A 13256-nucleotide genomic window follows, 5' to 3' on the forward strand; every position below is an offset into this window, starting at 1 on the left:
AAAACGAAAGAAATCAGCGGGCGCCTGGCAATTGGACCCAATGGGCTAGCAAGGCTTCCAGCAGCAAGACACGATTGAGATTGGCCTTGGCCAGGACCTTCTGGCGCTGCTCGAGAATCCACGCCTGGACCTCCAGCACCCTGCCCTGTCGGCTCTTCTGCGCCAGGTACTGAACCACCTTGCGCATATCGGCCAAGCCTAGCCCTTCTTCGTCCTGGGTCAATTGATAGCGCAGGATCAGGTGCGACCAGTCACAGAACCAATCGAACAACAAAAGCAAGGGTACGCTGCTCCAGGCCTCGGCGAGTTGACTGGGCGATTGCTGCTGCTTGAGCAGCTTCTTCACCCCCTCGGTGACCAGCGCACGCTGTTCGCGCACGCCCTGGCCCTGCAGGCTGACAGCCATCAGCGGCGAACCGGCGGCGAGGGTCAGCAGCTCATCACGCTCCTCGGCGCTGCTCTCGGGCAAGGCACCGGCCAGCCAAGCCTGGCTCTGGGCCAGACTCGGTTGCGGACAGGCAACCTGCTGACAGCGGCTCTTGATGGTCGGCAGCAGGCGGCTCGGCTGGTGACTGACCAGCAGCAACACGGTGTCGCCGGATGGCTCTTCCAGGCTCTTGAGCAAGGCGTTGGACGCATTGATGTTCATCGCTTCGACCGGCTCGATCAGTACCACCTTGCGCCCGCCCTGCTGGGCGGTCTGCACCACGAAGGACACCAATTCACGCACTTGGTCGATCTTGATCGGCTTGTCGGCCTCTTCAGGCTCGAGCACGAAATTGTCCGGATGGCTCCCCGCCTTGAGCAGCAGACACGCCTTGCACTGGCCGCAGGCATCCAACCCCTGGGGCTGCTGGCACAGCAGGCGCGCCATCAGACGCTCGGCCAGGGCGCGCTTACCGATGCCCTGCGGCCCATGCAGCAGGTAGGCGTGGGCGTGCTGGGCACGTCCGGCCAATTGTTGCCAAAGGCCTTGCTGCCAGGGATAGGCCTCAGCCACGGCACCGCTCCAGAATGCCCGGCAGCAGCGCATTGATGGCACGCTGCACCGCCTCCAGCGGCTGGGCGGCATCCAGGACGCTGTAGCGCTGCGGATCGCCTTGGGCGCGCTGCAGGTACGCCTGACGCACAGCCTCGAAGAAGTCCTGGCCTTCCTGCTCGAAGCGGTCCAGACGACCACGGGCAGCAGCGCGGGCCAGGCCAACCTCGACCGGCAGGTCGAACACCAGGGTCAGGTCGGGACGCAGCGAGCCTTGAACGAAGGTTTCCAGGGTGGCGATACGCGCCTGGGACAGTCCGCGACCACCGCCTTGATAGGCGTAAGTGGCATCGGTGAAACGATCGCACAGCACCACCGCGCCACGGTCCAAGGCCGGGAGAATGACCTGTGCCAAGTGCTGGGCACGGGCGGCGAACATCAGCAGTAGCTCGGTATCGACCGCCATGGTCTCGTCACTGGGCGCCAGCAACAACTCACGGATCCGCTCGGCCAGCGGCGTACCGCCGGGCTCACGGGTCATGACCACGTCCAGCCCCTGCTCGCGCAAGCGCTCGGCCAGGTATTCGCGATTGGTACTCTTGCCCGCGCCTTCGGGGCCTTCCAGGGTAATAAACAAGCCGCTCACGGGCAGTCCTTACTGTTGTTCGTCAGGTGCCGGCGCATCGCCCGGCGCAGGTTCGCTGGCAGGTGCATCGCCCTCGGGAGTCGGGCTGACGCCCGGCTCGGCCGGTGCCTGCTCGCTCGCATCCGGCTGCGTCTGCGGCGCGGGGCTGGAGCGGTAGTCGGAGCGGCGCTTGAGCTGGAACTCACGCACCGCGCTGTTGTGATCGTCCAGGTCATCCGAGAACACATGGCTGCCATCGCCGCGGGCGACGAAATACAGACTGGTGCCATCGGATGGGTTCAGCGCGGCATGGATCGCCTCGCGACCGACCATGGCGATCGGCGTCGGCGGCAAGCCGGTCATGGTGTAGGTGTTGTAGGGCGTAGGCTCACGTAGGTCGGCGCGGGTGATCTTGCCGTTATAGCGCTCGCCCATGCCATAGATCACGGTCGGGTCGGTCTGAAGCATCATGCCCAAGCGCAGACGGCGTACGAACACGCCGGCGATCTGCCCACGCTCCTGGGGAATACCGGTTTCCTTCTCCACCAGAGACGCCATGATCAGCGCCTGGTACGGGTCGCGGTACGGCAAGTCGGTGACCCGCTCGGCCCACTCCTTGGCCAGGACTTCCTCCAGGCGCATGTAGGCTTGCTGCAGCAGCTCGACATCGCTCATGCCCCGTACGAAACGATAGGTGTCAGGGAAAAAGCGCCCTTCAGGAAATACGCCGGTATGCCCCAGCTTGTCCATCACCTCGGCGTCGGACAGGCCATCGAGGGTATGCTTGATCTTCTCGTGCTTGGCCACTGCGGCGCGCACCTGGCGGAAAGTCCAGCCCTCGACCAGGGTCAGGTTGTACTGCACCACGTCGGCACGACGCCAGGCGTCGAACAGTTCGGCCACGGTCATGCCTGGGGTGAGGCGGTACTCGCCGGTGTGCAGCGGGGTTCCAGCCATGTTGAAACGCCAGTACAGGCGCAGCCAGACAGCATCATCCAGCAGCCCATCGCTCTGCATGCGATAGAACATACGATTGGGGGTGGTACCACTGGGCACGTCGAGCAGTTGCTCCTGCGTCACGTGCAGAGGCTGCTCCAGGACCGAGTTGACCTTCCAGGCCGACCAGCCCACGGCCAGGCCAGCCAGGATCAACCCCATTTCTAGCAGCAGCAGGAATTTGCGTCTCACGAATCAGGTTTCCAGTAACGTACGGGCAACGGCCTGCAGTTTACGGGTGAGCGGGCCTGGCGACCAGTCAAGCTTGAGCGCGGCGAACTCGCGCACCGGCCAGACGCCATACACACTATTGCACAGGAACACTTCGTCGGCCCGCTCCAGCTCCACCTGCTCGAGGTCGCGCACCTGAGTTGGGATACCGCTCAGGGCGGCCTGTTCCAGCAACGCCCCACGCATCACGCCCGCCACACCACAGCGGCTCAGGTCTGCCGTAAGCAGTACGCCGTCGCGCACCAGGAACAGGTTGCTGTACACCCCCTCGATCAATCGCCCGTGCATGTCGCGCATCAGCCCTTCGGCATGATCGGCACCTTGCCATTCCCCACGCGCTACCACTTGCTCCAGGCGGTTCAGGTGTTTGAGGCCGGCCAGCAATGGTTGTTCCGCCAGGCGGGTTTGGCAATCGAACAGCCGAACGCCGTGCTCGGCGTTTTCCGGGGGATAAGCAGGCAGCGGACTGCCCTGGAGAATGCGACGAGGCGCGGCGCCTACGACAGGTGCGTAGCCGCGCAGACTGTCGCCACGGGTGAGGATGAGCTTGGCCACCCCTTCACCGAGTTGGCTGGCGTAGGCGATGATTTCGTCGCGGATCAGTGGCAGGTCGGCCTCGATCGCCAGTCGCTGGCAACCCAGCGCCAGGCGGTCGAGGTGCTGCGTGAGCAGGCTGGGCCTGCCGGCACGCACGGCGATGGTCTCGAACAGGCCATCGCCGTAGGCCAGGCCGCGGTTCTGCAGGTTGAGTGCAGTCGCGCGCTGGCCGTCGATCCAGCTGTGCATCAACCGACGAACCGGCGGAATACCAGCGAACCGTTGGTCCCGCCAAAGCCGAAGGAGTTGGACAGCACCACATCGATGGGCATGCTACGGGCTTCGTGAGGCACGAAGTCCAGGTCACAGCCTTCGTCCGGCTCATCCAGGTTGATGGTCGGCGGCGCCATCTGGCTGTTGATCGCCAGCACGCTGAAGATCGCTTCCACCGCACCGGCAGCACCCAGCAGGTGACCTGTCATCGATTTGGTCGAGCTCACGGCCAGCTTGTAGGCGTGCTCGCCGAATACCCGCTTGATCGCAGCCACTTCAGCAATGTCGCCCGCAGGGGTCGAGGTACCGTGGGCATTGATGTAGCTGACCTCTTCCGGCTGGATGCCAGCATCACGCAGGGCATTGGCCATGCAGCGCGCAGCGCCATCACCCGTATCGGGCGGCGAGGTCATGTGATAGGCATCGCCACTCATGCCAAAGCCAACCAGCTCGGCATAGATGGTCGCGCCACGGGCCTTGGCGTGCTCAAGCTCCTCGAGGACCAGCGCACCAGCGCCATCAGAGAGCACGAAGCCATCACGGCCTTTGTCCCATGGACGGCTGGCACGGGCCGGCTCATCATTGCGTGTCGACAGCGCACGGGAGGCACCGAAGCCGCCCATGCCCAGGCCGCAGGCAGCCATCTCGGCACCACCGGCAATCATCACGTCGGCTTCACCGTAGGCAATGTTGCGCGCGGCCATGCCGATGCAGTGGGTACCGGTGGTGCAGGCGGTGGCGATGGCGTAGTTCGGCCCCTGCAGCCCCAAATGGATCGACAGGAAACCAGAGATCATGTTGATGATCGAACCCGGCACGAAGAACGGCGAAATCCGTCGCGGTCCCTGATCATGCAGGGTCCGGCTGGTTTCTTCGATGTTGGTCAGGCCACCGATGCCCGAGCCCATGGCCACACCGATGCGCTCACGGTTGGCGTCGGTGACCTCCAGACCGGCATTGCGCACCGCCTGGAAACCGGCCGCCAGGCCGTACTGGATGAACAGATCGAGCTTGCGAGCTTCCTTGGCCGACAGGTACTGCTCAACCTCGAAGCCCTTCACCGAGCCGCCAAAACGGGTGGTATAGGCAGACAGGTCCGTATGTTCGATCGGCCCAATGCCACTGCGGCCAGCCAGAATGCCCTGCCAGGTGCTCGGTACATCGGTACCCAGCGGCGAAAGCATACCCATACCGGTGACCACGACGCGTCTACGCGACACAGTACTCTCCTCTTCTAATAACAGAGTCTCTTGCCATTGCATTCAGGCAATGGAATGAAATGGCAACAGGCTCTCGGCGCTCGCAAAGAAAAAACCGCACGCCGGCAAAGGCAGTGCGGTTTTTCCCGACAAGAAGCGTCGACTACTGCGTCTTAGGCCTGGTGGCTTTTGACGTAGTCGATAGCAGCTTGAACGGTAGTGATCTTCTCGGCTTCTTCGTCAGGGATTTCGGTCTCGAATTCCTCTTCCAGAGCCATCACCAGCTCAACGGTGTCAAGCGAATCGGCACCCAGGTCATCGACGAAGGACTTCTCAGCAGTCACTTCCTCTTCCTTGACGCCCAGTTGCTCGGCGACGATTTTCTTGACGCGTTCTTCGATGGTGCTCATACCTAGTTTTCACTCCTAATGGACATATGTCAGGCAGCTGGCCGGTGACCAAGTTTATAGAAAGACGCCTGCTTTTCAAGCGGAACGCGCCGATCTCGAAGTCACCTGACCCCCTGCCTGGAATCTGGTTGCAGCTTTATAACGGATTTTAGGCTCCGTGTATGACACTTTTTTGAAGCAATCCGTCACATTGATGCTGCAGGTTTTTACATGTACATCCCGCCGTTGACCGGCACGGTGGCGCCAGTCACGTAAGCCGCGCCATCGGATGCCAGGAAGGAAACCACCTTGGCAATCTCTTCGGCATGACCCAGGCGGCCCAGCGGAATCTGCGACTGCAGGGCTTCGCGCTGTGCTTCTGGAAGCTCACGGGTCATATCGGTATCGATGAAGCCCGGAGTCACCGAGTTGACGGTGATGTTGCGCGAGCCCACTTCACGCGCCAGCGCACGGCTGAAACCTTCCAGACCAGCTTTAGCGGCAGCGTAGTTGACCTGACCGACGTTACCCATGGCGCCAACGACCGAGCCGATGCTGATGATACGACCCCAGCGTGCCTTGGTCATGCCGCGCAGTACACCCTTGGACAGACGGTAAAGGCTGTTGAGGTTGGTATCGACCACGTCGAACCACTCATCGTCCTTCATGCGCAGCATCAGGTTGTCACGGGTGATACCGGCGTTGTTGACCAGAATGGCCGGTGCGCCGAACTGCTCACCGATCGCCGCGAGCACGGCACTGACCGACTCATCGCTGGTCACGTTCAGTTCCATGCCGGTGCCGGTGATGCCGTGCTCCTTCAGGGTCGCAGCGATGCGCTCGGCACCCGAGGCCGAGGTAGCGGTGCCGATCACGGTCGCGCCCTGGCGGCCCAGTTCCAGGGCGATAGCCTGGCCGATACCGCGGCTGGCGCCGGTGACCAGGGCAACTTTACCTTGCAGGCTCATGCAAGCTTCTCCAGTTTCAGGCCAGCGCCGCACGGGTGGCGGCGACGGCGTCAGGGGTATTGAGGTTGTAGGTGGTCACGCCATCGGCGCAACGCTTGTTCAGGCCAGCCAGGACCTTGCCTGGGCCACACTCGACCAGATTGATCGCGCCATTGGCGGCCAGGGTCTGCACGCACTCGACCCAACGCACCGGCTGATACAGCTGGGCCAGCAGGTCGTGCTTGAGCGCAGCAAGGTCAGCGGCGATCGCGGCGGTAACGTTCTGCACGACCGGGATCTGCGGGGCTTTCCACTCGATGGCGTTGACCGCTTCGGCGAAACGCTCGGCGGCAGGCTTCATCAATGCACAATGCGACGGCACGCTGACCGCCAGCGGCAGCGCGCGCTTGGCGCCCTTGGCCTTGCACAGCTCGATCGCACGATCGACCGCAGCCTTGTTGCCTGCGATGACCACTTGACCTGGCGAGTTGAAGTTGACTGCGCTGACCACTTCATCTTCAGCCGCTTCGGCACAGATCGCCACGACATCGGCATCATCCAGGCCCAGGATCGCGGCCATGGCGCCGTGACCTGCAGGAACGGCCTCCTGCATGAGCTGGCCACGACGCTCAACCAGGCGCACGGCGTCCTTCAGGCTCAGGCTACCCGCGGCAACCAAAGCGCTGTACTCACCCAGGCTGTGGCCGGAAACGAAGGCCGGGTGTGCACCACCCTCTTCCAGCCACAGACGCCACAGGGCGATGGAAGCCGTGAGAATGGCCGGCTGGGTCTTGTCGGTTTGATTGAGTTGCTCTTCCGGACCTTGCTGGACCAACTGCCACAGGTCATAGCCCAGAGCCTCGGAAGCTTCCTTGAAGGTCTCGACGATTACCGGCTTCTCTGCGCCGAGTTCGGCGAGCATGCCCAGCGACTGGGAACCTTGACCGGGAAAGACGAATGCGAGGGATGCAGACATTGAACAAGCCCTTATGATCTTGTCGTCGGATAGGGTGCGTCGAGCCAAGGGCTGGACGCGGAAACTGAAAACTTGGATGGGAAAAGAGACCAAGCGGTCACATTTAACCATTTCACGGCGGGAATTAAAGCAAGAGATCTTCCAGGCGACCATGCAAGCGTTGCGGCAGGTTCTCCTGGATTTCGATCAGCGCCCGCTGGATGGCGCTCTGGAAGCCCTGCACCCCGGCAGAACCGTGGCTCTTGATGACGATACCCTGCAGCCCCAGGAAACTCGCACCATTGTGTCGCGCCGGGGCCAGGTCGGCCTGCAGACGCTTGAGCAAGGGCATGGCCATGGCACCGGCAGCCCGGGCCAACACACTCCCCTTGAACAATGCCTCGATGCGCGCACCGATCATGGTGGCCAGACCTTCGCTGGACTTGAGCAGGATATTTCCGACGAAACCGTCGCATACCACCACATCGGCCTCACCACGATAGAGACCGTCTCCCTCGACGAAACCGATATAGTTGAGCCCACGGGCATTCTGCAGAAGGCTCGCCGCCAGCTTGACCTGCTGGTTGCCCTTGATGTCCTCGGTGCCGACATTGAGCAGCGCCACCCGCGGACGATGGATACCCAGAGCCTGAGCGGCCACCGAACCCATCACGGCGAACTGGTAGAGGTTCTCGGCGCTGCAGTCGACATTGGCGCCGAGGTCCAGCAACTGGCAGTAGCCTGCCTGAGTGGGAATCGCCGCCACCATCGCCGGCCGGTCGATACCCGGAAGCGTCTTGAGCACGAAGCGCGACAGCGCCATGAGCGCACCGGTGTTGCCGGCGCTCACGCAGGCGTGCGCCTTGCCATCGCGCACCAACTCCAGAGCGACGCGCATCGACGAGTCGGGCTTACCCCGCAACGCCTGGGAAGGCCGCTCGTCCATACCCACCACTTCGCTTGCCGCCACAATCTGCAGGCGCGCGCGATCCGCAGCCGGCAGGCCACTGACAAGATCTTCAAGGAAGGAGGGTTGACCGACGAGGGTCAGGTGTAGCGAGGGGGTAGCCGAGAGGCAAGCAATACTTGCCTGAACAATGCTGCGGGGACCGAAGTCCCCGCCCATTGCGTCGATCGCGATGATCTGAGCGGACAAGGATTACTCGTCAGCGCCCTTGTCGATCACTTTGCGACCACGGTATACGCCTTCTGGCGAAACGTGGTGGCGCAGGTGTACTTCACCGGTGCTCTTCTCTACGGACAGCGCGTTTTCCGACAGGGCGTCGTGGGAACGGCGCATGTCACGGGCAGAGCGGGATTTTTTGTTCTGCTGAACAGCCATAATTGATTAACTCCTAAACGTTTGGGTCACGCTTTAACTGCGCCAAAACACTGAACGGGTTGGACCGCGATACCTCGTCCTTGCTCGATTCGGGCTCATCTGCGCCCGCCGGCTGCTGGCATTCTTCCGGATGATGAGCAGGCACGATCGGCAAGGCGAGCAACAGCTCCTCCTCGATCAACGCCTGCAGATCCAAAGGATCTTCGCCCAGTTCCAGCACGTCATAGCCTTTCGGCAACGACTGGGTATTCGCACCCTCCTTCACCACAGCGTACGTACATTCGCTGTGAATCGGCAGGGTGACCAGCTCAAGACAACGCTGGCAAACCATCTTGACTTCGACATCGAGTTCGCTGTGAAACACCACAGCGCCTTGCTCGTCTCGCTCAAAATCGAACTTCGCCTGCACCGTACCGACATCGTCGGACAGCGGGTCGCAGAGTCTTTCCAAATCAGCGAGTTGCAGCGAACCTTGGATGGTTACGCCGCGATCGGCCAATTTGCGCGGGTCAACGTGAGGTGGAATCGGGTCATTCAACATAGGCGCAGCATTCTAGGGATGCCCCCCGCCCCTGTCAAAGGAAATTCGGCGGCATCTCGCATGTTAGAATTTGGTTCATCTGCCCAGGAGTCTACCATGCTTCCTCTGTTACTGGCTTCCAGCTCTCCCTACCGGCGCGAACTGCTCGAGCGCCTGCGCCTGCCCTTTACCTGGGCAAGCCCCGATATAGACGAGCAGCGCCATGATGACGAACCGGCCGCAGCCCTGGTTCGTCGCCTGGCACGTCAAAAAGCCGAGGCGCTGGCCACCAGCCATCCCGACCACCTGATCATCGGCTCCGACCAAGTGGCGGTACTCGGCGAGCAGATCCTGGGCAAGCCACGCACCTTCGAACGCGCCTGCGAGCAACTGCTGGCCGCCAGCGGACAGCAGGTCACGTTCCTGACCGGCCTGGCGCTACTCAACAGCGCCAAAGGAGAATGCCAGGTAGATTGCGTGCCGTTTACCGTAAACCTGCGCGAACTGGATCGTGAATGCGTGGAGCGCTATGTCGCAGCGGAGCAACCACTGGACTGCGCAGGCAGCTTCAAGGCCGAAGGACTGGGAGTGAGTCTATTCCGGAGCACCCACGGCTGCGACGCGACCAGCTTGGTCGGGCTACCCTTGATCCGACTGGTGGACATGCTTTTGAACGAAGGCGTACAGATTCCCTGAAAGCAGCGCGGGGCAAGCCCACCCCTCCCCGCGCCGCCCCTCATGCACGAGCGACGCAGACGGCAAAGGAGCGGGCTCACCCCGCGACAGCATCACCAGACTTCCTCAGCGCAGCGATGGCCCCTGGAATCCCATCCACATGGCCAGGTGCTCGGCCACACTGGCGCCCAAGCGCTTGGAGAAGCGATCGAACGGCGACTCCTGGACAGTGAAGTCCACCAACTCCTTCTCGCCCACGATCTCACGCGCCACGTAGCTGGCACTGCCCAGCCCATCCACCAACCCCAGTGCCTTGGCTTGCTCACCCGACCAGACCAAGCCACTGAACAGCTCTGGATGATCCTTGTCCTTCAGGCGATCACCCCGCCCCTGCTTGACCATCGCGATAAACTGGCGATGCGTGGTATCGAGCACGCCCTGCCAGAAGGCGGTCTCCTCCGGTTTTTGCGGCGAGAACGGATCAAGGAACGCCTTGTGCTCGCCGGCAGTATAGGTCCGCCGCTCCACACCCAGTTTTTCCATGGCACCGACGAAGCCATAACCCGCAGCGGTCACACCGATGGAGCCAACCAGACTGGCCTTGTCGGCATAGATTTCGTCAGCCGCACTGGCGATGTAGTAAGCCCCTGAAGCCCCCAGATCGGCGATCACCGCATAGAGCTTGATCGTGGGGTATTCGCCGCGCAGGCGACGGATCTCGTCGTAAATGTAACCCGACTGCACCGGGCTGCCGCCAGGACTGTTGATACGCAGAATCACAGCCTTGGTCTTGGCATCCTTGAAGGCGTCCCGCAGGCTCTTGATGATGTTGTCGGCACTCGCAGGCTCTTCATCAGCGATCATGCCGCGCACCTCCACCAGCGCCGTATGACTGGCACTGCGCGAAGCGGCCTTGTCCACGTCCATCATGGGCGTGAACAGCACCAGCAGCCCGAACAGATACACAAAGGTCAGCAGCTTGAAGAAGATCCCCCAGCGCCGCGCCCTGCGCTGCTCCTGGACACCTGCGAGCAGGGTCTTTTCCAGCAGCTTCCAGCTCTTGCGATCCTCGCGCTCTTCAGACCCCTCGGGCTCGGGCGCCCGCCATTCGTCAGCCATGCTCACCTACCTTGGAATTGACTGCGCGTGAACGGGCGAGCCATTCGCGCAACTGAGAAAAATGATCGATGCATACCTGCGGACCGAATTCGCTCAAGGCCTGCAGCGACATAGCACCATACCCCACCGCAACCGAATGCATCCCGGCATTGCTGGCCATCTGCAAGTCGAACGCAGAGTCTCCGACCATCAACGCCTGATGGGGTTCGACCTGACAATGGGCAAGGATCTGCTCGAGCATCAGCGGATGCGGCTTGCCACGCGTCTCGTCGGCGGCGCGCGTAATGTCGAAGTATCGCTCCCAACCATTGGCCTTGAGTACCCGATCCAAACCGCGACGCGCCTTGCCGGTAGCGACCGCAAGCTGGTAGCCCTCAGCGCGAAAAGCCTCCAACGACTCGACCACGCCCTCGAACAACGGCGAGGGTTGCTGATCCAGGGCCATGTAGATATCGGCGTAGTGCTGCCGGAAAACCTCGACCTCGACAGCATCGAGATGAGGATAAAGCGTGGAGATCGCCTCCCCCAGCGCCAGACCGATGATGCCCTTGATCGCAGCATCGCTGCTCGGCGCCTCACCCGCACGCTCGGCGGCGACATTCATGGCCTCGACAATACGCCCGATCGAGTCGGCCAACGTGCCATCCCAATCGAAGATCAACAACTCATAGCGTTTATTCATGAACAATCAGGTCGCACTCAAGCGCTCCACGGTCTTGGCCCAGACTTCATCCACCGGCGCCTCGAGCTTGAGCTCGCCGCCATCGGGCAGCGGCACCGTCAAGGCATAGGCATGCAGGAACAGGCGCTTGCCGCCCAGGTCGCGAATCTCCCTGGAGAAGTCTTCGTCGCCGTATTTGTTGTCCCCCGCGATGCTGTGACCGGCATGCAAGGTGTGCACACGAATCTGGTGGGTACGACCGGTCACCGGACGCGCCTCGACCATGGTCGCGAAGTCGCCGAAGCGACGCAGGACGCGGAACAGCGTCAGCGCCTCCTTACCTTCTTCATCGACCTCGACCATGCGCTCGCCGGAGCGCAGATTGCTCTTTTGCAGCGGCGCATTGACCTGCTTCTTGGACGTTGGCCAGTGGCCACGCACCAAGGCCATGTAACGCTTGTCGACACCGTCACCACGCAGCGCGGCATGCAGGTGGCGCAGCATGCTGCGTTTCTTGGCGATCATGAGCAGCCCGGAGGTGTCGCGATCGAGGCGATGCACCAGCTCCAGCTCCTTGGCATCCGGTCGTAGCTGGCGCAGCGCCTCGATCACGCCAAAGCTCAGGCCACTGCCACCATGCACGGCGATGCCGGCTGGTTTGTTGAGCACGATCAGCGCCTTGTCTTCATAGACAATGGCTGCTTCCAGGCGCTGCAACAGGCCTTGGGCGACCGGCGCCGGCTCGTCGCGCTCAGGCAACCGGACAGGCGGCACGCGGACGATGTCGCCGGCCTGCAGCTTGTACTCAGGCTTGATCCGTCCTTTGTTGACCCGCACCTCGCCTTTACGCAAGATGCGGTAGACCAAGGTCTTGGGCACACCCTTGAGGGCCGTGATAAGGAAATTGTCGATGCGTTGGCCGGCAAGCTCCGGCGCGACTTCGATCAGCTGAACGCCGGAAGTCGGAGGGGTATTGGTCGTCATGGCGGAATCATAACAATTTTTTATGGAATTGAAGCACTTAATCATTGCTGCTATAGTCGCGAACGCCGCCAAAAGCGGCAGGCCAGCGGCAGCAGGCTCCAGGCCCGCCCCTGACCATCGCAATTCTCGAGGACGCGAGGCCGTCCGACGGGGTTTTCGCCAGTTTACCGAAATGCCTGGAATCGCCACCAGCGCCGTGTAGAGAAGACCGAAAAAAACGACAAGTGCGGTGTTTCACCTGCTTACCCGCTTCTTTTCGCTGTACCTCTGCCCGCCCCTTGGCGCTTGCACGCATCGCCCGGCGAATGCTTCGGAAATACCTGCCTTGGACATAAATGGCGCCAGTTCCCGAATCGGAACTGACGAAAAATGCAACCCGTTGCGGATTCAGCGCGCGGCAGCACCCGAACTATCAAGGATACGTGCAGGGTGGAGATGCACAGACCTCGGACCGTGTAGCACGGCATCCGGCCACCAGCCCCAGGCTGGTCTGGCGAGCGGACCCGGGCTTCGCAGACACCCCCGAGGGTGTCCACGGCCCCACGGCTGATTCCTCCTCCTGACTGAGTGCAAGTGGTCTGTACGGTTGTTCGAGGATTCAACTTCGAGTGCCAGGGTTTGCCAGGCAAGGCGCCACGTTCCGTCGTAGCCAAGCTACGCCGAGCAATGGCAATGCAGCGAGGCAAGTCTTGGCGCCGAGGTGAAATACTCGGCTCGACCACACCGACCACCAGGCACCGCAAAACAGGACGCGTCGTCGCGACCACGGCAGGCTGGGCAACCGGCTGGTGCCGAATGTCGCTGGACACGGGGGTGGCCCGCCA

Annotated in this window: 15 protein-coding genes; 1 reads left to right on the plus strand and 14 read right to left on the minus strand. The window is 62.1% G+C overall.

Going from position 1 to position 13256, the window contains the following annotated elements; all coding sequences use genetic code 11:
- Positions 1–13: 13 nt before the first annotated feature.
- The 11 genes from ACNFCH_RS14970 to ACNFCH_RS15020 all read right to left on the minus strand — a co-directional run bounded on the left by ACNFCH_RS14970 (position 14) and on the right by ACNFCH_RS15020 (position 9014).
- Complete coding sequence (locus ACNFCH_RS14970; RefSeq protein WP_337158731.1) at positions 14–1000, minus strand: DNA polymerase III subunit delta'; 987 nt, start codon at positions 998–1000, stop codon at positions 14–16.
- Positions 993–1625 carry a dTMP kinase gene (gene tmk / locus ACNFCH_RS14975; protein ID WP_337158730.1) on the minus strand — a complete coding sequence of 211 codons (633 nt, stop codon included), beginning with the start codon at positions 1623–1625 and terminating at the stop codon, positions 993–995. Before tmk ends, ACNFCH_RS14970 begins: the two co-directional genes overlap by 8 nt.
- Before the next feature lie 9 nt (positions 1626–1634).
- A complete protein-coding gene (mltG, locus tag ACNFCH_RS14980; protein WP_337158729.1) occupies positions 1635–2792 on the minus strand; it encodes an endolytic transglycosylase MltG in 1158 nt (385 codons plus the stop codon).
- Positions 2793–2795: 3 nt separating this feature from the next.
- On the minus strand, positions 2796–3617 hold the full coding sequence (gene pabC / locus ACNFCH_RS14985; protein WP_337158728.1) for an aminodeoxychorismate lyase: 822 nt from the start codon (positions 3615–3617) through the stop codon (positions 2796–2798).
- Positions 3617–4861: a beta-ketoacyl-ACP synthase II gene (gene fabF / locus ACNFCH_RS14990; RefSeq protein WP_196163864.1), complete on the minus strand. Its 1245-nt coding sequence runs from the start codon at positions 4859–4861 to the stop codon at positions 3617–3619. The genes pabC and fabF overlap by 1 nt, the downstream gene beginning before the upstream one ends.
- Before the next feature lie 152 nt (positions 4862–5013).
- Positions 5014–5250, minus strand: a complete 237-nt coding sequence (acpP, locus tag ACNFCH_RS14995) for an acyl carrier protein (protein WP_043214413.1) — start codon at positions 5248–5250, stop codon at positions 5014–5016.
- Between the two features lie 206 nt (positions 5251–5456).
- Positions 5457–6197, minus strand: a complete 741-nt coding sequence (gene fabG, locus ACNFCH_RS15000) for a 3-oxoacyl-ACP reductase FabG (RefSeq protein WP_070092585.1) — start codon at positions 6195–6197, stop codon at positions 5457–5459.
- 16 nt (positions 6198–6213) lie between these two features.
- On the minus strand, positions 6214–7152 hold the full coding sequence (gene fabD, locus ACNFCH_RS15005; protein WP_337158727.1) for an ACP S-malonyltransferase: 939 nt from the start codon (positions 7150–7152) through the stop codon (positions 6214–6216).
- A 124-nt stretch (positions 7153–7276) separates the two neighbouring features.
- A complete protein-coding gene (gene plsX, locus ACNFCH_RS15010; protein WP_081337452.1) occupies positions 7277–8287 on the minus strand; it encodes a phosphate acyltransferase PlsX in 1011 nt (336 codons plus the stop codon).
- Between the two features lie 3 nt (positions 8288–8290).
- Positions 8291–8473, minus strand: a complete 183-nt coding sequence (rpmF, locus tag ACNFCH_RS15015; protein ID WP_008096416.1) for a 50S ribosomal protein L32 — start codon at positions 8471–8473, stop codon at positions 8291–8293.
- Between the two features lie 13 nt (positions 8474–8486).
- Positions 8487–9014: a YceD family protein gene (locus ACNFCH_RS15020; RefSeq protein ID WP_043214407.1), complete on the minus strand. Its 528-nt coding sequence runs from the start codon at positions 9012–9014 to the stop codon at positions 8487–8489.
- 96 nt (positions 9015–9110) lie between these two features.
- Between ACNFCH_RS15020 and ACNFCH_RS15025 the strand changes: the two genes are divergently transcribed.
- Entirely contained in the window at positions 9111–9689 is a 579-nt protein-coding gene (locus ACNFCH_RS15025; protein ID WP_416743040.1) for a Maf family protein, read from the plus strand.
- Positions 9690–9794: 105 nt separating this feature from the next.
- On the opposite strand, the gene ACNFCH_RS15030 is transcribed toward ACNFCH_RS15025, so the two are convergent.
- Genes ACNFCH_RS15030 through rluC form a run of 3 tightly spaced genes read right to left on the minus strand, consistent with a single transcriptional unit; the run spans position 9795 to position 12432 of the window.
- Positions 9795–10787 carry a S49 family peptidase gene (locus ACNFCH_RS15030; RefSeq protein ID WP_416743041.1) on the minus strand — a complete coding sequence of 331 codons (993 nt, stop codon included), beginning with the start codon at positions 10785–10787 and terminating at the stop codon, positions 9795–9797.
- Complete coding sequence (locus ACNFCH_RS15035; RefSeq protein ID WP_416743042.1) at positions 10780–11469, minus strand: HAD family hydrolase; 690 nt, start codon at positions 11467–11469, stop codon at positions 10780–10782. The genes ACNFCH_RS15030 and ACNFCH_RS15035 overlap by 8 nt, the downstream gene beginning before the upstream one ends.
- A gap of 6 nt (positions 11470–11475) precedes the next feature.
- Positions 11476–12432 (minus strand): 23S rRNA pseudouridine(955/2504/2580) synthase RluC, encoded by a 957-nt coding sequence (gene rluC / locus ACNFCH_RS15040; protein ID WP_416743043.1) that lies wholly within the window; start codon positions 12430–12432, stop codon positions 11476–11478.
- Positions 12433–13256 lie beyond the last annotated feature (824 nt).

It is taken from the genome of Pseudomonas sp. NY15354, from assembly GCF_048068075.1.
Taxonomy (GTDB): Bacteria; Pseudomonadota; Gammaproteobacteria; order Pseudomonadales; family Pseudomonadaceae; genus Aquipseudomonas; species Aquipseudomonas guariconensis_C.